The organism is Emticicia sp. (assembly GCF_049241225.1).
Taxonomy (GTDB): domain Bacteria; phylum Bacteroidota; class Bacteroidia; order Cytophagales; family Spirosomataceae; genus Emticicia.
The window spans coordinates 129,710-152,963 of record NZ_JBMLRC010000475.1 but is presented as its reverse complement, the minus strand read 5'-3'; the positions used below and the strand labels follow the sequence as shown (position 1 = coordinate 152,963).

Here is a 23,254-nt window from a genome sequence, read left to right as displayed (position 1 = left end):
TATCATTGCTTTTTTTCTTCAAAACTAAAAATAAAAATTAGTATCTAATCTGCTATCTGTAAAATTGGTAAGTAAAACCGTAAAATGTATAAAATTAAAAGTATCAGTGAAGGCTACCTTTGTGATGTAGTATTTTACAATCACTTAACACCCTCTAAATGAAGCTTTTATACATTATTTTCTTTTCCTTAGTTTTTTCGTTTGCTGTTGCCCAATCGGCAGATAGCACCAAAAATATTTCTTCTTTTTCGGGGTCGGTGGGATTTACTAATAATGGTTTTTCTATCATTCCAACTTTCTCGCTGAATCGTGCGGCTTTTGTGACTAATTTATCATTCCGAAAAAAGAGATTTAGTTTCGACCCAGATATTAGATTAGTACCAGATGCCCAAAAAGGCGGTTTGATTTGGTGGTTGCGTTACCGATTAGTTGACAACAAAAAGTTTGGTTTAAGGGTTGGTACTCACCCTGCTTTCACGCTCATCCGCCGAACGGATACCGAAAACGGAACTACCAAAGAAATTACCGAAATGCTACGATTTTTGGCTTTTGAGGTGGTACCAAGTTATCAGTTCAACAATAAACTTGGCGTGAGTGCCGTGTATCTACAAGGGAATGGCCTGCAAAAACACGGTCCTCAGCTTACTCGTGTTTTGTTTCTGAATACGAGCATCACCAATATTGGCTTGGGTAAAAGTCTTAGTTTCAATGTCTTTCCATCCGTTTATTTTTTATACACAGATGGTTATCGAGGTGACTATCTGACGGTCACGGGAGCATTATTCCATAAAAAACTTCCATTTAGCTTACAATCAACCATCAATCAAACTTTTACTACTGATGTGCCTGGCAATAAGGATTTTATGTGGAATATAACACTGAATTACAATTTTAAGAAGATTTATAAGAAAATCAACTAACTATTCTGTCAAATGAAACGAATTGTCTTGTTCTCTTTTATTCAATTAATTGCAGGCTTAAGTATCTCTTGCAAAGCTAGAAATGATGTTATTCAACAGTTCAATAACGAAAATAATCAAGCTATGAAAAGTAATAAAATAAACATCAAAGTAGGCAGTAAAACATTCACTGCCACGCTTTTGGATAATGCCACTTCTAAAGCTTTTATTGCTCAATTCCCACTGACTATCAATATGATAGAACTTAATAACAACGAAAAATACGCCCAATTACCCAAAAGCATACCAACCAATGCCTCAGTGCCAACTCGAATTGAAGCAGGCGATTTGATGATGTATGGATCAAGCACATTGGTGTTGTTTTACAAAGGCTTTAGCACATCATACAGCTATACCAAAATCGGCAAAATTGATGATATTTCGGGGCTAACTACTGCATTGGGGGCGGGCGATGTGAAGGTGAGTTTTGAAGTGGCGAATGATTGAATTTGAAATCGCTTCTTATCTGACTATGATGTAAGGTGACTTATTTTATTCACGAATAACTATCAAGAAGTTTCTTATTCGATTCTATTAAGAATAAGAAACTTCTTGTTTTATGCTAATTGATAAACCTGATGTAAAAGTCATTCATTACGTCCAAAAAGTATCATATTTTGGCATTATATCAATAGAAAATAGGATTTAGAATATATACTTTTGTCTTATCATAAAACCTTGATAATCTATGCTCGACCCTATACTTATCATGCTCATCGGAATGGCTATCGTAGTAGGTGGCATCATTCAGTTTAAGCTTCATCCTGTACTATCATTACTTTTGGCGGCAATTGTTGTTGCACTACTGACTCCGACAGCATCTGTCGAGCAATTTTTTATCGCAAAAGGAGGATTAGAAGCTGATGCCTTGAAACAAGCACACAAGAGCATAGGAGAGAGGATTGCTTCAGAATTTGGCAATACTTGTGCAAAAATAGGTATTTTGATAGCTATGGCGGCTATCATTGGTAAAGCCATGCTTGATAGCGGTGCGGCCGAGCGAATTATTAGAGGGATGCTCAAAATAACTGGTGAAAAAAATGCACCAATCGGTTTTATTCTAAGTAGTTTTTTCTTGACGATTCCAGTTTTTGTTGATACCGTAATTTTCTTGATGATGCCTTTGGCCAAGGCTATGGGATTACGTTTGAAGAAAAACTATTTACTTCTGGCACTTTCGGTAATTGCAGGTGCCGTAATGGCTAATTCTTATGTACCGCCTTCGCCTGGTCCACTAATTTTGGTGAGTGCATTCAATGTTCCGATTGGGCTGCTGATGGTCTGTGGCTTACTTTTAGGCTTATGCACCATTACGGTTGGGTATTTTATTGCCAAATACCTCAATACAAAGTTCGATATTCCGCTTCGAGATTCGCCCGATGCACGTTTAGAAGATATTAAAGCTATCGCAGAGAAGGACGACAGTGAACTCCCATCGCTGGCTTGGGCTTTGCTTCCTGCGGTATTTCCCTTGCTTACAATTTGTATTCGTTCTGCCGTTGAGGCATTTCATAAATCTGGTACACCCTTGACGAGTTCAGCTTTTTTAAACCAAATATTCGATATCGTACTTTTTTTTGGCGATAAAAACATTGCTCTTATTACAGGTGCAATTTTTGCTCTTTGGGTATTGGCTCGTCAGAAAAAAACAACCAAAGATAAGCTTACGTCATTTGTGCAAACAGCACTGATGAGTGGTGGTGGAATCATATTGATTACTGCCGCAGGTGGTGCGTTTGGTGGAATGTTACAGCAATCTGGCATTAGCGTTCGAATAGCAGAATTGACCAAAGATTACCAAATGGCTCTGATTCCGTTGGCGTTTTTTATAACAATGATTGTTCGTACGGCACAAGGTTCGGCAACGGTGGCTCTCATAACCGCTTCGGGAATTTTGGCAGGAATGGCACAGAACGCCAATCTTGGGTTTCATCCAGTATATTTATGTTTGGCTATCGGGAGTGGAGCAAAACTCATTCCGTGGATGAACGACGCAGGTTTTTGGATTATGTGCAAAACCTCAAATCTTACCGAACAAGAAGCCCTCAAAACGATTGCTCCCATGCAAAGTTTAATGGGTCTGGCTGGCGTAATTCTAACAATGATTGCCGCTTGGATTTTCCCGATGGTGTAATTGGTGATTAGTGAATGGTAAAATGGTTATTTGTTATTAGAATACGGGAAAATAAACAACAGAAAACAACCAGTAACCAATCCACCAATAAACAAGTAACAAAATGAATAATATAGTAATAAAAACTAACCCCAAAGACAACGTAGCCATCGTAGCGAATCCAACGGGATTGAAGCGTGGTGCAATTGTGTTGGATGGAGTGGTTCTCGAGGAAGATATTCCGATGGGGCATAAAGTAGCCTTAAAATCTTTTAATGAAGGAGATGAAGTTGTTCGTTACGGTCAAATCATCGGTTACGCTAATAGATTGATTGAAAAAGGAAGCTGGGTAAACGAAAGCAACATCAGTATGCCGCAGCCTCCTAAATTAGAAGATATTAAATATTTTCTACCTCCCCTCTCCATTGAGGAGAGGGGGCTGGGGGGTGAGGTATTTACCTTCCAAGGCTACCGAAACCCTGATGGTAGCGTAGGCACCAAAAACATTTTGGGTATCACCACGAGTGTACAATGTGTTGCAGGAATTACGAACTTCATCGAAAATAAAATCAGAAAGGAGTTATTGCCACTTTATCCAAATGTTGATGATGTCGTGGCTTTCAATCATAGTTATGGTTGTGGAATTGCGATTGATGCTCCAGCTGCCATTATCCCGATTCGAACCATCAAACACATTGCCCAAAATCCAAATTTTGGTGGTGAAATCATGATTATTGGTTTGGGTTGTGAGAAATTGAGACCTGAGAGGTTACTACCAGATGATGGGCTTCGACTTCGCTCAGCCCCCGAAACGGATACTGAGCGGAGTCGAAGTATTCTTTATCTTCAAGATGAATTGTTCGAGGGTTTTTACGAAATGGTTGATGGTATTATGGAAATGGCTGAAAAACATTTACAAAAGCTCAATCAACGTAAACGAGAAACTTGTTCGGTAGCTGATTTGGTGGTAGGTATGCAATGTGGCGGAAGCGATGCTTTTTCGGGGCTGACTGGAAATCCAGTTGCTGGATTTGCAGCTGATTTAATTGTAAAAGGTGGGGGAACGGTGTTTTTCTCAGAAGTTACTGAAGTGCGTGATGCCATTCATTTGCTTGTTCCTCGCTGCGAAAACGCCGAAGTAGCCCAAAAACTCAAAGATGAAATGGCTTGGTATGATAATTATCTGAGTCAAGGGCAAGCAGATAGAAGTGCCAATACAACCCCAGGTAATAAAGGTGGTGGATTGAGTAATATCGTAGAAAAAGCCCTCGGTTCGGTTGTAAAATCTGGGACGAGTATGATTGTGGATGTAGTTTCACCGGGCGAGAAGGTGCGTAAAAAAGGGTTGAATTTTGTAGCTACTCCTGCCAGTGATTTTGCTTGTGGAACGCTCCAATTGGCCGCAGGCATGAATATGCACGTGTTTATTACGGGTCGAGGTACACCTTATGGCTTAAATATGGTTCCAGTCATTAAAGTAAGTTCAAATTCAAAATTGGCGAATCGTTGGCATGATTTGATTGATTTTGATGCAGGTCCAGTGGCTTTCGGGCAAAAAACTATCGAAGAAATGGGCTGGGAATTATTCCACTTAATCCTCGAAATAGCTAGCGGAAACAAAAAAGTAGCAACCGATAAACTGGGGCTTTATAACGATTTGGTACTTTTTAATCCTGGGCCATTAACGTAATTATTCAAGCGACGGCATCGCTCAAAGCGATGCCGTCGCTAAAACTTTTGATACACATGAAATTTCCGAAAATCAAAGAATTCCACATTACACCCATTGCGGTGGTTGACCCTCCGTTGTTGAATGCAGCTGGGCTTCATGCTCCATATGCCTTGCGTACGGTTGTTGAATTGGTAACAGAAGATAACATCAGTGGCGTCAGCGAGATTCCGGGAAATATAGATATTGATAAAGCTCTTGAAAGAAGTCGCCCGCTCATCATTGGACAAGACCCGTTTCAAATCAATAAAATAAGAGATATTCTTTCGGCCGAATTTGGCACCGAAAAGCCTGCCGATAGGGGTTTCACTCCGTGGGACCAACGTACGGTTGTGCATGTTTTTAGTTCGATTGAAGTAGCTTGTTTAGATATTATCGGTAAAATCGTCAACCGACCAGTGGTAGATTTATTGGGCGGTAAACGCCGTGATGCAGTGCCATTTTCGGCTTATCTTTTTTATAAATACGAAGGTGCTGGCGGTGAATTGGAGTTTGGAACAGACCCAAATGCCACAGGTTGGGCGGCAGCTCGACAAGCAAGTGCCTTAAATCCCGCTGAGATTGTTGCTCAAGCCAAAGCCATGTGTTCAGCGTTTGGTTTTCAGTCGATTAAGCTCAAAGGAGGGGTGTTTGAACCACGCCAAGAAGTAGATGCAATCTTGGCTTTACACGAAGCATTTGGCCCCAATGTGCCACTTCGTATCGACCCAAATGCACTTTGGACGGTAGAAACTTCTATCAAATATGGTAAAGAAATGGAGGGTATCATCGAATACTTAGAAGACCCTTGCCGTGGACAAGAAAACATGGCCGCCGTTCGGAAAGCCCTAAAAACACCTTTGGCAACCAATATGTGTACAACTTCATTCGGAGATATTCCAAGAAGTGTTCAGTTGGGGTCGGAAGATATTATTTTATCCGACCACCATTTTTGGGGCGGATTGCAGGAATCAATGAAGTTGACGAGCATCTGCGAGACTTTCGGGCGAGATTTATCCATGCACTCCAATTCTCATTTGGGTATTTCGTTGGCGGCGATGGTGCATTTGGGAGCGGCCATTCCTAATTTCAAATATGCCCTCGATACACATTATCCGTGGCAATCTGACGAAATCATTGTTGGCGGACGCATGAAGTTTGAAGATGGGGCAGTACCAGTACCGAGTGGGCCAGGTTTAGGGGTTGAATTAGATAGAGTCGCCTTGGCAAAATTGCACGAAAACTACAAAAAATGCGGCCTAACCAAACGCAACGACGAAATAGAAATGCAAAAAGTGCAACCGGACTGGAAATTTATGGCAACGAGATGGTAAAACCTTCTGTAGAGACAGGGCATGCCCTGTCTCTACGGGATAAACAAATAAAAATATGGAACTATCAAAAATAAAATCATCGCTCGAAGACGGGCTTCTTTCTTTTCCAATCACCGATTTTGATGAAAAAGGTGAATTCAACGCCAAAACCTTTGCCGAACGTGTAGAGTGGTTCGTGAGCCATGATGTCTCATCGGTTTTTGTGGCTGGCGGAACAGGCGAGTTTTTCTCGCTGACTGTTGATGAATACGAGCAAATTGTCAATATATCGGTCAAAGTTGTGGCTGAGCGTGTACCAGTAATTGCCAGTGCAGGAAGAAGTATCGCCGAAGCAAAAACTTTTACAAAAATTGCCGAAAAAGCCGGTATTCATGCCATTTTGCTCTTCCCGCCGTATCTGACCGAATGCCCGCAAGATGGGGTTTATGAATATGCCAAAGCCATCATGCAAAATACCTCATTACCAGTGATTTACTATAACCGTGGTAATGGTGTTTTATCGGCAGAATATATAAAAAAACTGGCTGATGCTTGTCCAAATTTCATTGGTTTGAAAGATGGCACAGGCAATATGCAAGATTTGAACGATACCATCAAAACAGTTGGTAAACGCCTTTCATACATCGGTGGAGTTCCAACTGCCGAGATTATTGCCGAGGCATATTTGTCGATTGGAGTGAATACATACTCATCAGCCGCATTTAATTTTGTACCTGAACTGGCCAATAAATTCTACAAAGCCCTACGTGCAGGCGATAAAGCAACTGTTGAAGAAATAACGCAGAAATTTTATATTCCTTTGGTCAGATTACGTGGCAAAAAGAATGGTTATGCTGTGAGTTTGATTAAAGCTGGGGCAAAGTTAATTGGTAAAAGTGCAGGTGATGTACGTCCGCCACTCACGATGCCAACTGATGCAGAAGTTGAGCAACTTCGCCAAATTATCGAGCAGAGTAAATGATTGATAATGAAGCTATTGCCAATGATATTTTGTTGGCAATAGCTCATATTATTTATCTTTTTATCACCTTCAAATCCTTAAAATAACCTTCCGTCCAGTTGCCAATCCAAAGACCGATGCTACCAGAGTTATCTGCTCCGAGTTTTAGGTCGTTTACAATCAAAGAAGGTTGTTTGGCGTTGTTTACAAAGAATTTAGCTTTTTGTCCTGCTACTTCAATTCGCAAAGTTATCCATTCATTTAGGCCCATATCTGCGTAAGATTCGTATTTTTCGGGGTCGGTTTTGCGTAATTTATCAAAACGATAATTGGGGAAAGCAAAGTACTGAATACTATGATTTCTGCGAATTTGGTCGTCGGCACGGCCATTGGTTGGTCGAATATAAATACTCTCAAATGTTGAGTTTTTATCGCCAATTCTAAAAGCAAGGCCAATAAAACCACGGGCACTGGCTGGAGCATTTTTCATCAATCTGCTCAAAAGCTTTACTTCGATTATTCCATTCTTAAAGTCAAGGTCTTTTATTTTCACAAATGTAGCTTCATCTGTGCCTTTTATGGTCGTATCGGCTTCTACTTTTACAAGCTCTTTTCCTTCCATCTTTACAAAAGACAGATACACTTGATTGGCTTCGAGATTGTCTTTATTCATTTTTATATTTTGAGCCGATAAGCTCACTGATAATAGCGTAGTTATCAATAAAAGAGGTAGTTTCTTCATATTAGCATATGCTTAAAAATATAAATAGATAAATTCTGTATGTCTAAGTTTTTTTAAGGCAAAGGTTCTAAATTAATTTTATGTTTTTATAGGAAATATTTTATTGGATTATTTGTAAGTAAGTGCTGAGACAAAAATAAACGACACTTATATCTTGTATCAAGCATAAATAACGAGTGCTTTATACTATTGTGGACTTTCGACTATTGACTATTTAATAGTGAAACTATTGAAATTTGAAATTATTTTAACTGTTAAATTGGATTGGACAGAAAAAAAAACATTAGTTAATCAGGCTTTTGATGAGTATAAGTTTAGTCTTTAGCATACCAAAACGGTATAGTAATATATTCAGACCAAACTTTTTTTGGTAAGCTATCAGTTTGTAATGCTTTGATATGGAGTGTGTTACGTCCGATTTTGCATTTTTCACTGCTTAAATACGTAGTAAGTCCTTTCGTTTTTATAGCTCCGTGTTCATCGTAAAAAAATTCGATCGAATTTAAAGTAGAATCATTAATGGCAATCTTAAAATACTCACCGAACGAATCTAAACGTGCTTTATCTTTAATTAAACGCTTTTTATGTTTATCCAAATTTTCAGCAATTTTCGGCTCTTTATAAATCTTAGTTAATTTGGCATCGAGCACTTTATTGTAATTAATGAATAATTTGATAAAAGGTTCTTGAATAATATCGGCTTGAATACTGGCTTCCCAAATATAATCTTCTCCTGACCGAAGATTATCATAATAGTTTGTATTGAGTTTATGATCTGCTGACCCCGTTGAATAATAACTTCTTGGCTCCATAAAAGGAATCCCTGCGTGTTCGGTTGCTGTTTTAGTGTAAATAACCATTGCTAAAACGCTAAACGACAACATCAATGTGAGCATGAATCTGTAATAAGTTTTATGGGGGATATGTGAAGCAAAAACAAAGCCTATATAATTCAGTGGTTTGAACATACCGAAATACATGAGACTCATCATTTTTACCATTCTTACAAACCATTTACTCAACACAGGGTTATCACGATATTTTTCTTTATTCATAATAGAAACAAACACAAATACCAGAGCAAGTAGAGCAACTACAGATATCATGGCTATGTTTCTTATCTTGGCATACAAATCGGCATTATAGGTTTTAAACAGAATAATACTTATAAATATGACAAGATACATCACAGATATCATTACACTAAATAGCACCATAATAAAGGCTATTGAGAATATTCTGCTGCAATTTTTATCTAATCTGACGATATAATCGTCAAAGCTTCCAAACCAATTTTTGTAGATTCCCTTCAGTTCATTATTTGTATTTGGTAGTTTGTCATAATCAATTCCTTTTGGGTAAACGGCCCGTAAACCAACCAAGGCAATCCAGAACGCTCGAAGAATAAAATGAATAAAAAAGCTGAAAATCAACAAATATGATGCTGCTTTAGCAAAACTAAAAGCTAAATTGGGAAATATCGTACTTGAAATTTCAGTGTTGAATTGATAATTTTCAAAATAAGAAAAAGTAACTTTATCAACGAATTCGGGTAAAAAGGAAGTTGAAAAAATAGCAGCTCCCGAAACTACTAATTCCAGATTCCAGCTTTGATTTGATAGTTCTTGTAGCCAATTACTTTTATCTTGTGTAGGGTTCTCCATGGTGACTAAAACGGTTGATAGGCAAGGTTACCACAAAGATAAAAATTTTATTTAATCTTGTTTTTCCTACATCAAACTTTCATGATAATCACATGATAGTACAGGAACCTTTAAATTAAAATATTATTACCTTTGAGTATCCTTATTTACTAAATATATTCAACCTTAAACGATGAAAAAAAGTATCATTTTAACAACGGTTTTGATGTTATCTATTGGGCAATTATTCGCCCAATTTACCCTCCAAAAACTCCAAGTAAATTACCAAACAACGCCTCTAGGCACTGATTTAATTACGCCGCAGTTTTCGTGGCAAATGAAAAACACTACCAACAAAAGAGGTCAAGCTCAAATCGCTTATCGAATAGAAGTAACAGATGAGCAAAACCATGTAGTGTGGGATTCAAAAAGGGTAGAAACTGGGCTTGCTCATGCCATTCAATATGGAGGCGAAGCTCTAAAACCAACCACTAAATATACATGGAAACTGACTGTTTGGGATAATTTCAAGGCTTTTTCAGTCACAAAATCATGGTTCGAGACAGGCTTGCTAAATCCTAAAATTGAGGCGTGGTCAGGTGCTGCGTGGATAGGCGGAGGCGACGAAGATTTAAATTTTTATTCTCATTATTTATCGGTTTTTAAGCTGCAATATGATATTCAGTTAGCTCAAAACTCAACCAAAGGTTCATTCATTTTTGGGGCAAACGATAGCCGTTTGAGCAATCAGTACCTAAATTTCATGGGTGTTGAGCGTAAAAAAGATGAAAGTTATGTTGAAATAGAATTGGATATTTCGCCACTAATAGAGGATACAAATTCATCTGCCAAACTGAATATTTATCGGGTAGGTTACACCAAAACCGATAAAGCAGATGAGCCAATCAAATCTATTCCGATACCGCAAAGCATTATTAATCTAACCAATAAAAATGCCAAGCATACGCTATTTTTAGAGTGTAATTTTGGCGTTTTTGAATTTTATATTAATGGCACCGATGAGGCTCATAAAATTCAAGATAAATCAATGATTCCCTCATCAAGATTTGCCCCTCGTGGTTTAAATCTTAATCCAGTGGGTGTTGGAAATAACTTTATCAGTTTCCCTATGTTGGCCGATATAGGTTTCAAAACAAAGACAAGTCAAACGGCTTATTTCACTGATGTTCAAGTAAAAAACTTGCGTTATCCAAGCAACACTTTATATCATCTAAAAAAAGCACCTGACGTTTCTGGTGAAAAATTAATAACCATCAATCCAAGCAAGAACGCTACGCCAATGCTGCGTTCGGTATTCAAAACCGATTCAAAAGCCATCAAAAAAGCCCGTTTATACGTAACAGCCCGAGGAATTTATGAAGTATTTATCAACGGAAATCGTGTGAGTAATGAATACTTCAACCCAGGCTTAACGCAGTATAATAAAAAACACATGTACCAAACCTTCGATGTAACATCGAGCCTAAAAAATGGCCAAGCCAATGCCATTGGAGCTTGGTTGAGCGAAGGTTGGTGGAGTGGAAATATCACTTATAGCGGTGAAAGTTGGAATTGGTTCGGCGACCGCCAATCTTTATTGGCCAAATTAGTGGTTACCTATGCCGATGGTTCAGAGCAAATCATTACGACCAACAATAAAGATTGGAAACTATTTACTGAAGGCCCAATTCGAGTGGGTTCGTTTTTTCAAGGCGAAGTCTATGATGCTACCAAAGAAGAAGCCATCAAAGGTTGGGCAACGACTAATTATGATGATAAGGCTTGGAAATCGGCTGTGGAAGTACCACTTGAAGGAACGGCCATTGTGGGTGATGTAAAATATTCGGGTCGATATTCGGCATCTTTACCCTACGATGATTTTAAGTTGGTTGGACAAATGGGTGAAAACGTCAAAATCGTGAAAACACTTACCGCTCAAAAAGTAGAAGAGGTCAGACCCAAAGTCTTTGTTTATGACATGGGGCAAAATATGGTGGGTTTCCCACAGATTTTGGTAAAAAATGGTAAAAAAGGACAAGTGATAAATCTACGTTATGCCGAAATCACTTACCCGAATCTACCCGATTATAAAGGAAATGAAGGCATGATTATGCTCGAAAATATCAGAGCGGCTCTTGCTCAAGACCAATATATTTTGAAAGGAGGCGATGAAATCATTCAATCTCGATTCACTTTTCATGGCTATCGTTATTTAGAAATTACAGGCATTGAAAAAGCCATTCCTGTGGCAGATGTTAAAGGGTTGGTTATCAGTTCGATAGCTGATTTATCTTCTAAATTCGAAACTAGCAATCCCTTGATTAGTCGTTTCTGGGAAAACATTACTTGGTCGTTGCGTGGAAATTTTGTTTCGGTGCCAACCGACTGCCCACAACGCAATGAACGCATGGGCTGGAGCGGTGATATTTCGGTGTTTTCGAGAAGTGCTACTTACCTGACCGACGCCAATTTGTTTTTAAGAAGACACCTTCTGGGCATGCGTGATATTCAACCCGAGAGCGGTCGTTTTACCGATGTGGCTCCCGTGGGTGGCGGTTTTGGTGGAACACTCTGGGGAAGTGCGGGTATCGTTGTAGCGTGGGAAACTTACCGCCAATACGGCGATGTGCAGCTACTCGCTGAGCATTACGATGCCATGAAAAAATACATCAATTTCTTGGAAACAAAAGTTGATAAAACAAATGGCATTCTAAACGAAGGGCCATTGGGCGATTGGTTGAGTCCGGAAGGAAATAAAAATGATAATACTTTGTTTTGGATGGCATATTTTGCCTATGATTTAGATATCATGAGCAAAATGGCCGAGGCTTTGGGCAAAACCGAAGATGCAAAGGTTTTTTTGCAAAGAAGCAGCGAAATCAAAAAGATTTTCAATGAGGTATATGTTGATAAATCTTCGCATCGTACGGTCAAATCGGGCATCAAAACTGGGTTTATGGGTGCTCCGAATGAAGCAGATAGCCGTGGAAAATCTGACAAAGGAGAATTGATTGACACGCAAGCATCTTATGCTATTCCGTTGGCGTTGGGTACATTCGATTTACAAAATAAAGCCTTTGCTATCAAGTATTTAAGTGAAGCCATTTCTCGCAAAAACAAAGATGATGGTGGAATAGAACGCCCCGAAAACTCCTTGATGACGGGCTTTATCGGTACGGCTGCGGTTAGTGAGGCACTCTCAGAAAATGGTCGAGACGATTTGGCTTATCAGCTTTTGGTCAATAAACAATATCCATCGTGGTTGTATTCAGTAGTCAATGGAGCCACTACCATTTGGGAGCGATTGAATAGTTATACCGTAGAAAATGGTTTTGGCGGTAACAATTCAATGAATTCATTCAACCACTATTCGTTTGGAGCGGTAGCGGCTTGGATGTACAATTATTCGTTAGGCATTCAACGCCACCCACAAAAGACTGGTTTTAAGGAGTTTATCTTAAAACCAACTCCCGACCCAACGGGACAAATCACCTCAGCGAAAGGCTATTATGATTCGATGTATGGAAGAATAGAAAGTAGTTGGGATTTGGGAATTGGGATTTCGGATTTAAAAAAGACGAACAATCCAAAATTTACTTACAGATGTACAGTTCCTCCAAATACTTCGGCTACGCTCTATTTGCCTGCTAATAAGCAAATTACAGAATCAGGTAAGAAAGTAAAAGTTGATAAAACCGAAGGTGACAAAGTATTGATCGCTTTGACTTCGGGTACTTATGTTTTTGAGGTAAAATAGAATAGAAGATGATGAAATCAGGGTTTGCTTATGAAACGCTGATTTCATCTTAATAATCGAATATATGAATTATCTGCCTGCTGTGCTTACTTCAAAAAAGTTTTTTGGCATATATTCTAGGTGTTGTATGCCCAACTTTGAGTAATTCAGAGAATATCAATTTATAATTGTGTTGCGTTCTGCCAAAATCAAGTTTTTAAATTTCTGCCACTTTACACCAATCTTTTTATCCGCATCTAAAAAAAGGCTTGGGCATTGTTTGCCAGTCCATTTCTGATGTGGCACAACATTATCAATACTAATCTTCAGATCAAACATCAAAGCGGCTACCAATCGTGCAGCTCTCAAATTTGCTGCCGTTTGATTGATACCTGCATTCATACAAATTTCTATCCCAATACTTTTACTATTGCCACTTTTGGCGTGATATGCCTCTTCATTGATGGGTATATGTTTCACAATTCTAAGGTCATCAACCGTGTAGTGCCACGAAACCCATACTTTTTTGCCGCTGTTTTTTGGATAAATGTAAAACCCAGTCATTTTTAAAAAACGAGCATGAGCAAGGGCATTTGCACTACTACTAACATTATCAGTATTATGAATTGTGATAAATGTTGCGGCAAGTGGAGTTTGGGGACGATTTTGCTTTCCTATTGGCACTAGATCTTCTAAAAGATTGAGTTGCTGCCCGAATTCTTGCCTTGTCATGATTGCTGATTTTTTGTTCTAAACAAATATAAATAAAGGTTTTATTAACAACAAATTTTGTATTAGCTACTTATTTTGGAGGTGAAAAAAATAGCATCTTAAAATAGGGCCGTCGTACGGCGAAATATTTTGCCCCGATGAGGATTGTGATGTTGAGAGGTTACATATTCTGCTGAAATGTAACTCCTGTAGCGTATTTTTAATCTACAATTTATTGATTATAAGTGCTTTGTTTTTTTTTCATAATCCTGGATTCACGTTGTTTACGTAAAATGCTAGGCATGAGTGTTTAACAGAACTGCCGACTTAAGACTATTTCGGAGCTTTTTTAATACAAAGATTAAAAATAAGCAATGGTGAAAATTAAATTGATAATTATATTCTTTCACCATGGAGTTAGCTAGAGTCTTCATTTTTTCACCGTGAAACTATGGATTATACTTCGTGTAACTCGCTGGCGACCGTCGCTACGCTAAAATATTGTCAATGTGAGTGGTTCTGTATACTTCTAACTTATAAATTTGGCAAAAAAGACAAATATTACTGCCTATTTTCGATATTCGTTACTTATTTTACGTAAAATATCCTGAGTACCAATCAAGCATTTTCAAATGTCAAACTATCTATTCTCAAAAACCGCCTATGTAAAGGGGCTGCAATGCCACAAACAACTGTATTTGTATAAATACCACTATAAACTGCAAGACCCACTCAGTCCTGAAACCTTGGCAAAGTTTAAAGGTGGACACGATTTTGAAGATGCTTATCGAGCTGCTAATTTTCCATTTGCGGTTGATATTGAAAAAATTGCTAAAAGCAGAAATGACTATCAATCACTTACTCAAAAAGTGCTGCAAAAGCAGATTGCAGATATTTTTGAAGCTACCTTTGTCTATCAAGAGGTTTTGGTGATGAATGATGTATTGACTAGAAGTAGTGGCAGGTGGGAAATTCAGGAAATCAAAAATAGTTTTGAACTTTCACAAACCCACGTCCAAGATATTGCTCTTCAGTATTTTGTAACAAAAGGTGCTTTGCAACAAGACCTCGATGCAAAATTGGTGCTGAATAATGGAGAAAATGGATATAAAGTAATTGACGTTACATCCGAAGTAAAAGCCTTACAGTCGGATATTGCCAATAATATTCAAGATTTTAAAAATGTTTTAGAACAAAATTCCATTCCTAATATTGATACCGGTCACCACTGTGATTTACCTTACAAGTGTAGCTTTTGGGGCTATTGCCACCGGTAGTTTTTTGTTTTTCATAGAAAGTGAAGTTTCGTTGAAAATATTTACGGATAGAAGGGAAAAATCAATGGATTTAAGATTTGTTCCGCTCCGTAGCGTTCGTCTTACCGTAACAAAAATCAATACATCTCAAAAGAGAGCAACAAAAAAGCGGTACTAAACAAATACCGCTTTTTTGATTTTCTATATTTAAACTATTTTAAGTTTCTGCCCTTTTTTTACCGAATTTGAGCGTAAACCGTTCATTTTCTTTAATCTTTCAACCGAAATCCCTCCATATCTTTGTGAGATACTCCAGAGCGTATCACCTCTTTGTACTACATGATATTTTGGTTTTGTTTTTTCAATTGTTTTCTTTGTTTTTCTTTCTTCTTTGATCGTTCGCTCAACTTCTACCACTTCTTCATCCGCATCTAGAATTACTAGTTTTTGCCCAACCATGATTTTAGATGATTTAAGATGATTCCACACTTTCAAATCATACATATCAACATCATACTTGTCAGCAATTCGATTCAATACATCGCCTCTCTTTACAGTATAAGTTTTCTTTTTTACTTTACGAATTTTCTTTATTTCTTCTTCTACTTTTTCTGGCTTATCATTTTCTTCAACTATAGTTTCATTATCATTCGATGCTCTCACTGATCCACCACCTATGATTACTACGCCATTTTCTGCCGCAGAATTATTAGAGGCTAACATAACCGAAACTCCATTTTGTTTTTGAGCCGAATCTAAAATCATCTGACGATTCGCCTCAAAATATGCATAGCTTTCAGCCGGAATTTTTAATTCAAAACCTCTAGAGTGAGCTGGTAAAACACCTTTTAAAATTGAAGGATTATGTTTCTGAATATCATCAACACTAATGCCACTCATATTTGAGAAAGTTTCGAGGTCTAAATAACCATCAATAATCACTTTCTCAACCGCCACCGGCTCCATGATTTCCTCAGGGAAAATGCCATATTCACCTGCATGGTTCATCATGTACATGATGGCAGTAAATTGTGGCACATAAGCACGCGTATCTTTATGTAAGTAAGGGTGAAGCTGCCAGTAATTCGTGACATTGCCAGCACGACGAATAGCTCTACGTAAATTACCCGGGCCAGTGTTATATGATGCCAACACTAATTCCCAATCTCCGAAGATATTATATAATTGACGGAAATACTTACATGCTGCTTCGGTCGATTTTTCGATGTCCATTCGCTCATCCACGTATTCGTCAACTCGTAGGCCAAAATCTTTGCCCGTAGGTTTCATAAATTGCCAAAGACCAACCGCTTTTGCGTGTGAAATTGCCTTCGGATTTAGCCCTGACTCAAGCATTGAAAGATACTTCAATTCGTCAGGCATATTATATTTTGCTAAATACTTTTCAAAAATAGGGAAGTAAAAGTTTTTTCTCTCGAGCATTTTTTTTGTAAAGCTCGGTTTTTTATAAATGAAATAATCTACAAAACTGTGCACGATTGAATTATATTGTAGAGGTATCGAACGCTGCAAGTTCTGAAAACCTTCACGTACTTTGTTTACATCGGCAGTTGGAATAAAAGCCTCTACGGTAGGGAGTTCTTCAACGAGTGAGTCTTCGGCTGCAACAGTTATTGCCTCTTCAGGAATAACAGATTGGGCATTTGTAACGCAACACGCACAACCCAAAAAACTCGTTAGGACAAGAATTTTTTTAGATATCTTCATTTTTATACTGTATTAGCGAAGCTATTTAACGCTTGATTTATGGTGTTAGGAAAGCAAACCATTCTCAAAAATAATTCACAAGTGCTTTTTTGTCAAGTAAATAGTGTTTTATTTTTGTATTTTCAAATATTTCTGAAAGTATAAAACATTCAAAAATGTCCTACTGCTCTAATGATTTTGCAAAAGCGAGCATTTCTGCTTCATCAAAATTCTTGCCAAGAATTTGAATTCCGATTGGTAAGCCTGCTGAATTTTCACCGTTTGGAATCGAAATACAAGGATTTCCTATCACATTTGCTTGAACCGTAAAGATGTCCATCAAAAACATTTGTAATTGGTCATCTGATTTTTCACCAATCTTAATTGCCGGTGTCGGCGTGGTTGGCGAAATCAGAAAATCATATCTCGATAGAATTTCATCAGTCGATTCTTTTATTAAACGACGAACCCTCTGGGCTTTCGTATAATAAGCATCATAATAATCTGCACTTAATACAAAAGTACCTAAAATAATACGACGACGCACCTCCGCTCCGAAGCCTTCTGCACGTGATTTTTTATAGAGTTGCTCTAAATTTTTAACACCTGCGGCACGATGCCCGTAACGAACGCCATCGAATCTCGATAGATTCGAACTTGCTTCGGCAGTTGTTAAGATATAATACGTTGGCAATAAATATTTCATCAAAGGGTAGTCAACCGCCTCAACGATGTGTCCTGCCGCTCGAAGTTGCTCAATTTTTGCTGCCGTATTTTTTCTTACGTCTTCGTCGAGTCCTTCACTTTCGAGTGCTTCACGCATGTAGGCAAGGCGATATTGTTTTTTCGGAGCAAGGTTTTCAGAATAGGCAGGAACTGAGGTATGCGAAACGGTACTGTCGTGCTCGTCGGCACCTGCTATGATTTCGAGTAGGAGGGCAGCATCTTCAACTGTTTTGGTAATTGGCCCGATGCAATCAAAAGATGATGCGTAGGCAATCAGACCCCAACGTGATACCCTCGAATAGGTTGGTTTTAAGCCAACTACACCACAAAAGGCCGCTGGCTGACGTACCGAACCACCAGTATCAGACCCAAGCGATGCCAAACACATATCGGCTTGCACGGCTACGGCCGAAGCTCCCGAAGAGCCACCCGGCACACGGGTTGGGTCGGCAAAGTTGAGTGTTGGGCCAAAAGCAGAATTTTCGTTCGATGAGCCCATCGCAAATTCATCACAGTTTTGGCGACCAATAATAATGGCATCCTCGGCCAAGATTCGCTCAACGGCAGTAGCCGTAAATTGTGATTGAAAGCCATTTAAGATTTTGCTTGACGCCTGTAAACCATGATTTTCATGGGCCAACACATCTTTCAAGCCAATAACCATACCCGCCAAACGTCCTGCAGTTCCGTCATTAATTTTCTGGTCAACAGTTTCTGCTTGCTTTAGGGCTTCATCGGCATATACTTCCAGAAAAACATTCAGATTTTTATGGGTTTCGATTTGCTCTAAATAATGTTTTACCAACGAAACACAGTTGGTTTCACCGCTGGAAATGGCTTGTTTTACTTCTTTGAACGAATTGTATTTGGTCATTTCTAAATCATGATAATGTAAAAACAAAAAAACAACAGCCACTCAGTTTTGGGCTGGGTGCTGTTGTCAAGGTGTTGCCTAATTATCGTTGCCTGAGCGAAGTCGAAGGCGGTAATTAGGCAAAAAAATCCTTATTTATCTTCTGAAGTTGCTTTTTCGATGTTTTCTTTTACTTCACGAGAAGCATCTTTAAACTCACGAATTCCTTTTCCTAATCCACGTGCAAGCTCAGGTAATTTCTTAGCACCAAAGAAGAAAAGAATTACAACCAAAATCAGAATCATTTCTGTACTTCCAAGACCAAACATAATATTATTAATTTAAAGTGTTTTTTAGTCGATAGACCGCAGACTACTGTCCGCAGTGTTTTTATTTTGTTTATTCTACTACAAATGTAAAAGTAAATTGGAAATTAAAAAATTAATTTCGTCTTAAACTTTCGCCCTATTAAGCTCAATATTCAATAAGAAAAATGAGTTTCCGAATAATAAAATATTGATTATCAGTTAAATTTTCTTTTATGTCGATTCAATTTGCCAAGTGGTCTATTTCGTATTTCGCCACTGGTCAAATTTTACGAGTTCATCGTCAATACTTTTGAAAATAAATACCAAAAGTGCTACATCATCACTTAAACCTATAAAGGGCAAGAAGTCAGGAATAATGTCGATAGGTGATATAAAATATACAAAAGCGGCAATGATTTTAAGTAAATTACCGAGTTCGATTTGGCGATAATCACCCACCGCATAAGCCTTGATGAGTGTTCCCATGACTGTGATTTTCTCTCTGATGACATCAAAAATTCCACCTACGCCCATTTCTTTGGTTTTGGTGAGAGCGGCTTGCAATAATTTCAATAAACTTTTTGCATTTTTTGCGATTCGAGGGGCTTTCCCCAAAGCACTTTTATAAATGGCAGATTCGATTATTTTTGACAGCAAACTTTGTGTTGAACTCGCTTTGGTACTCATTTTATTTATTTATTGTGCTTTGTAAAAGAAATTTTCAGGTAATTGCTTTCTCGAAGTTTTTTCGGCAAAAATTGCTTGCATTGCTGTATTGACTTTCTGAAATATACCATAGAAACGTAAAAACTTATAAAAATTATCCATGAAATATAAAAAATGCAAAAAAAACATTCAAATACATTGTTTTGTATTAGTTTTGTCCAATAAATTTGTTGCTAATTTACAACAAAACCATTTTGCTGATTTTTATACTAAAACTGCTACGTGGTCAGTTATAAATTTATCTAAATATTTCTTCAATTTTCATGTCTAATCCATAACCCCAAGGCATGAATTAATTTATAAAAAGTTCCTCCTTTGGGGGTTAGGGGGCTTAAAAAACTATGAAAGTAACAGTAGTAGGTGCAGGTGCAGTTGGTGCAACCACTGCCGACAACATTGCTCGCAAGCAAATCGTAGATGAAGTTGTATTGCTCGATATTAAGCAAGGTGTTGCTGAAGGAAAAGCAATGGACTTGATGCAAACAGCTTCATTAGAGGGCTTTGATACAACTATCATCGGTTCGACAAATGATTATACAAAAACTGCAAAATCTGATGTAGTAGTAATTACTTCAGGTTTACCACGTAAGCCAGGTATGACTCGTGAAGAGTTGATTGGTATCAACGCTGGTATCGTAAGAGATGTAGTTACAAAAATCTTAACTCACTCACCAAAAGCGATTTTGTTGATTGTTTCTAACCCAATGGATACAATGACTTACTTGGCGTATCAAGTAGCTCAAGAAATGGGTGTAAACAAAAAACGTATCATTGGTATGGGTGGCTCGTTGGATTCATCACGTTTCCGTTATTATTTATCTCAAGCAACTGGTTTTGCTCAAAGTGATATTCACGGACAAGTAATCGGTGGACACGGCGATACTACCATGATTCCTTTGACTCGTTTGGCTACTGTAAATAGCATTCCAGTGAGCCGTTTCTTATCAAAAGAAGTATTGGAAAAAGTTGCTGCCGACACAATGGTTGGTGGTGCTACGCTTACAGGATTGTTGGGTACTTCGGCTTGGTATGCTCCAGGTATCGCTTCTTGTGCGGTTGTTGAGGCTATCGTGCGTGACGAGAAAAAAGTAATTCCTTCGAGTGTTTACCTAAATGGTGAGTACGGTCAAAAAGACATCTGTATGGGTGTGCCAGTAGTAATTGGCCGTAACGGTTGGGAGAAAATCATCAACATCCGTTTGAATCAAGAAGAGCAAGCTGCGTTTGCAAAATCGGCTGATGCAGTTAGAAATATGAATAATGTATTGGCGACATTGTAATATTCGATTGATTATTTCGTAAAAAACTCGCGGAGGCTTGGCCTCTGCGAGTTTTTTTTTTGATTTTTTTTCAGATGAATTTGACGTAATTTGCAGAAAAATTAAGAAAAAACTATGATGTCTAACTCCGATATTGTTGATACTATCGAACTTACCGCAAAACTACTCGAACTCCACAACGAAGACGAGTTTAGAATAAAAACATATACCAATGCCGCCTATAATCTGGATAAATACGTAGGCGAGTTATCGCAATTAGATTTCCCGCAACTGACTCAAATTCAAGGAGTTGGAAAAATGATGGCTGGTAAAATCTTAGAGATGGTAAGCACTGGCCAGCTCAGAGATTTGCAGGATTTACTGGCCAAAACTCCCGAAGGTGTTATCGAAATGTTTAAGATTAAAGGGCTGGGAGCAAAGAAAATCAAAGTTTTGTGGAATGAATTGGGCATTGATAACCTCAACGAATTACAGATTGCTTGTGAAAACGGAAGTATATCGAAAGTAAAAGGTTTTGGTGGAAAAACACAGGAGTCAATTCTTGAATCGTTGAAATTTATTCAAAGCCAAGCAGGAAAACTGAGAATGGATAAGGCCGCTATTCTGGCAGAAATCATTTTGGAAGAACTCAAGAAAAGCTTCGATAAAGTAGAAATTTCGGGGCAAGTCCGCCGAAAATCAGAAACCGTTGATACACTTACTTTCTTAGCAGCTTATACCGATTCTTTACCCGATTTCACTGCCGAAGGTTTTATAAAAGATGAGAAAACTTCTTCTCCGTTTGTGTGGCGTGGGAAGTTTTTGGAGAATAAAATTAGCATCGAGATTCGTTATGTTGCTGAAAATGAATTACTTAACAAGCAATTTGTTTATACAGCAAACGAAAACCATTTAAAACACCGCAACGAAAGTGGCGTTTCATTGTTGAGCGTTGCTCTTTCTACAATTTTGGCTAATGGTCTGACCGAAGGTCTGACCCAAGATGCTGCCGAAACTGCCATTTATGAAAAATTCGGAGTTCCGTATATCATTCCAGAAATGCGTGAGGGCGTAAACGAATTTGATTGGATAAAGAAAAATAAGAACGAAGATTTAGTAACGTGGGATAGCCTAAAAGGTATTTTGCATAATCACTCAACTTATTCTGATGGGCAACATTCACTCGAACAAATGGCCACTTATTGCAAGGAATTAGGTTTTGAATATTTAGGTATTGCCGACCACTCGCAGTCTGCCACCTATGCCAGTGGTTTGTTGATTACGAAAGTACAACAGCAACACGCCGAGATTGAACAGCTGAATAAAAAGTTATCGGCTGACCGCCCTTTCAAGATTTTGAAGGGAATCGAATCTGATATTTTGGGTGATGGCTCCCTTGATTATCCCGATGAGGTTTTAGCAAGTTTTGATTATATCGTTGCATCGGTTCACTCGAACCTTACGATGAATCAAGCCCGTGCAACTGAGCGTTTGGTGCGTGCTATCGAAAATCCTTATACGACAATTTTAGGCCACCCAACGGGTCGTTTATTGCTTTCTCGACAGGGCTACCCAATTGATTATAAGGAAGTTATTGATTGTTGTGCTGCCAACGGAGTAGTAATAGAAATCAATGCCAGTCCATACCGACTTGACCTCGATTGGCGTTGGATTGAATATGCCCTCGACCGAAACGTGATGTTGAGTATCAATCCAGATGCTCATGAAATGCAGGGCTACCACGATATGCACTATGGTGTGGCAGCTGCCCGGAAAGGCGGTTTAACTAAAAATATGACCTTCAATGCTTTGAGTTTGGTAGAAATAGAAGAATATTTAGGAAGGAGGAAAAAATAGAAATATAGAGACGTTGAGACGTAGAGCCGTTGCATGCAACGGCTCTCTCTTTACACAACCTTAGGCATAACTATGCTTTATCAATCTGATGGTTTCGGCAATGTCTTTGGCTGAAACTGGTTCTCCCAGTGCCGTAAATTCCCAACGTGTGCCTACACGTTTGAGTTTTGCCATCAGCATCGAAACGTAGCCTCGATAAGAGTCATCCGTTGATAAATTGAAGGAAGCAAAAACTTGTTGTGGGTTGTGGTGCTTGCCTTCAATGATTCTGATTTTTGCGTACGGAATGGTAGCAAAATCTTGCTGTTTGTATGAATTTAGGTAGAAATAAATACTATTTACATCATTTGAAATTCGCTCAAGATTAATACTAATCACTTCATTATCTTTATTATCGGCCGACGAATCACCGACTCGGTCATCACCGCTATGTCTGATAGTGCCATCTTTTGATTTTAGATTTCCGTAGTAAACCGTTTCGATTTCATTCATAAATTTATCGAAAAGCGTCACGCTTCCATCTAAATCAACGGCTTCTTGCGTATTCAGCAAACCAAAGAAACTTTTTTGTTTGATACTTCCCCAGTCGAGGCCAACGGTTATTTCTTTTAGCTCGATTCCGTTTTTTTCAAGCGATATTCTTGCGTTTTTTGTCAGATTTATCATTGTGTGAATT

At 38.4% G+C, this 23,254-nt stretch carries 18 protein-coding genes; 10 read left to right on the top strand and 8 right to left on the bottom strand.

Annotated features, from left to right (window positions below):
* Positions 1-158: 158 nt before the first annotated feature.
* The 6 genes from ACOVO2_RS25065 (at position 159) to kdgD (ending at position 7,075) form a co-directional block, all read left to right on the top strand.
* Entirely contained in the window at positions 159-920 is a 762-nt protein-coding gene (locus tag ACOVO2_RS25065) for a hypothetical protein (protein WP_421772606.1), read from the top strand.
* A 123-nt stretch (positions 921-1,043) separates the two neighbouring features.
* Positions 1,044-1,406, top strand: coding sequence for a cyclophilin-like fold protein (locus ACOVO2_RS25060; RefSeq protein WP_421772605.1), 363 nt, complete (start codon positions 1,044-1,046; stop codon positions 1,404-1,406).
* A 241-nt stretch (positions 1,407-1,647) separates the two neighbouring features.
* Positions 1,648-3,093, top strand: a complete 1,446-nt coding sequence (locus ACOVO2_RS25055; RefSeq protein WP_421772604.1) for a GntP family permease — start codon at positions 1,648-1,650, stop codon at positions 3,091-3,093.
* 103 nt (positions 3,094-3,196) lie between these two features.
* A complete protein-coding gene (gene garD, locus ACOVO2_RS25050) occupies positions 3,197-4,762 on the top strand; it encodes a galactarate dehydratase (protein WP_421772603.1) in 1,566 nt (521 codons plus the stop codon).
* Positions 4,763-4,818: 56 nt separating this feature from the next.
* Positions 4,819-6,114 carry a glucarate dehydratase family protein gene (locus ACOVO2_RS25045; RefSeq protein WP_421772602.1) on the top strand — a complete coding sequence of 432 codons (1,296 nt, stop codon included), beginning with the start codon at positions 4,819-4,821 and terminating at the stop codon, positions 6,112-6,114.
* A 55-nt stretch (positions 6,115-6,169) separates the two neighbouring features.
* Positions 6,170-7,075 carry a 5-dehydro-4-deoxyglucarate dehydratase gene (gene kdgD / locus ACOVO2_RS25040; protein ID WP_421772601.1) on the top strand — a complete coding sequence of 302 codons (906 nt, stop codon included), beginning with the start codon at positions 6,170-6,172 and terminating at the stop codon, positions 7,073-7,075.
* A gap of 52 nt (positions 7,076-7,127) precedes the next feature.
* Here kdgD and ACOVO2_RS25035 read toward each other — a convergent pair whose 3' ends face one another.
* Both ACOVO2_RS25035 and ACOVO2_RS25030 read right to left on the bottom strand, forming a co-directional pair.
* A complete protein-coding gene (locus tag ACOVO2_RS25035) occupies positions 7,128-7,796 on the bottom strand; it encodes a hypothetical protein (protein WP_421772600.1) in 669 nt (222 codons plus the stop codon).
* A gap of 314 nt (positions 7,797-8,110) precedes the next feature.
* The gene (locus tag ACOVO2_RS25030; protein WP_421772599.1) at positions 8,111-9,460 is read right to left on the bottom strand and encodes a hypothetical protein; all 1,350 of its coding nucleotides are present in this window, start codon (positions 9,458-9,460) and stop codon (positions 8,111-8,113) included.
* Positions 9,461-9,632: 172 nt separating this feature from the next.
* On the opposite strand from ACOVO2_RS25030, the gene ACOVO2_RS25025 reads away from it, so the two are divergent.
* Positions 9,633-13,196 (top strand): family 78 glycoside hydrolase catalytic domain, encoded by a 3,564-nt coding sequence (locus ACOVO2_RS25025; RefSeq protein ID WP_421772598.1) that lies wholly within the window; start codon positions 9,633-9,635, stop codon positions 13,194-13,196.
* 156 nt (positions 13,197-13,352) lie between these two features.
* Here the strand turns inward: ACOVO2_RS25025 and ACOVO2_RS25020 are convergent, their stop codons facing one another.
* The gene (locus tag ACOVO2_RS25020; protein WP_421772597.1) at positions 13,353-13,907 is read right to left on the bottom strand and encodes an N-acetylmuramoyl-L-alanine amidase family protein; all 555 of its coding nucleotides are present in this window, start codon (positions 13,905-13,907) and stop codon (positions 13,353-13,355) included.
* A 611-nt stretch (positions 13,908-14,518) separates the two neighbouring features.
* On the opposite strand from ACOVO2_RS25020, the gene ACOVO2_RS25015 reads away from it, so the two are divergent.
* Positions 14,519-15,163 carry a hypothetical protein gene (locus ACOVO2_RS25015; RefSeq protein ID WP_421772596.1) on the top strand — a complete coding sequence of 215 codons (645 nt, stop codon included), beginning with the start codon at positions 14,519-14,521 and terminating at the stop codon, positions 15,161-15,163.
* A gap of 186 nt (positions 15,164-15,349) precedes the next feature.
* Here ACOVO2_RS25015 and ACOVO2_RS25010 read toward each other — a convergent pair whose 3' ends face one another.
* The 4 genes from ACOVO2_RS25010 to ACOVO2_RS24995 all read right to left on the bottom strand — a co-directional run bounded on the left by ACOVO2_RS25010 (position 15,350) and on the right by ACOVO2_RS24995 (position 19,423).
* Positions 15,350-16,870, bottom strand: a complete 1,521-nt coding sequence (locus tag ACOVO2_RS25010; RefSeq protein ID WP_421772595.1) for a LysM peptidoglycan-binding domain-containing protein — start codon at positions 16,868-16,870, stop codon at positions 15,350-15,352.
* Between the two features lie 160 nt (positions 16,871-17,030).
* Entirely contained in the window at positions 17,031-18,449 is a 1,419-nt protein-coding gene (gene gatA, locus ACOVO2_RS25005) for an Asp-tRNA(Asn)/Glu-tRNA(Gln) amidotransferase subunit GatA (protein ID WP_421772594.1), read from the bottom strand.
* Between the two features lie 131 nt (positions 18,450-18,580).
* The gene (locus tag ACOVO2_RS25000; protein WP_188771226.1) at positions 18,581-18,757 is read right to left on the bottom strand and encodes a Sec-independent protein translocase subunit TatA/TatB; all 177 of its coding nucleotides are present in this window, start codon (positions 18,755-18,757) and stop codon (positions 18,581-18,583) included.
* Positions 18,758-18,994: 237 nt separating this feature from the next.
* On the bottom strand, positions 18,995-19,423 hold the full coding sequence (locus ACOVO2_RS24995) for a YkvA family protein (protein ID WP_421772593.1): 429 nt from the start codon (positions 19,421-19,423) through the stop codon (positions 18,995-18,997).
* A 380-nt stretch (positions 19,424-19,803) separates the two neighbouring features.
* On the opposite strand from ACOVO2_RS24995, the gene ACOVO2_RS24990 reads away from it, so the two are divergent.
* On the top strand, positions 19,804-20,742 hold the full coding sequence (locus ACOVO2_RS24990) for a malate dehydrogenase (protein WP_188771223.1): 939 nt from the start codon (positions 19,804-19,806) through the stop codon (positions 20,740-20,742).
* Between the two features lie 117 nt (positions 20,743-20,859).
* Complete coding sequence (locus ACOVO2_RS24985) at positions 20,860-22,578, top strand: PHP domain-containing protein (RefSeq protein ID WP_421772609.1); 1,719 nt, start codon at positions 20,860-20,862, stop codon at positions 22,576-22,578.
* A gap of 60 nt (positions 22,579-22,638) precedes the next feature.
* Here ACOVO2_RS24985 and ACOVO2_RS24980 read toward each other — a convergent pair whose 3' ends face one another.
* On the bottom strand, positions 22,639-23,244 hold the full coding sequence (locus tag ACOVO2_RS24980) for a TerD family protein (protein WP_421772592.1): 606 nt from the start codon (positions 23,242-23,244) through the stop codon (positions 22,639-22,641).
* Positions 23,245-23,254: the final 10 nt, after the last annotated feature.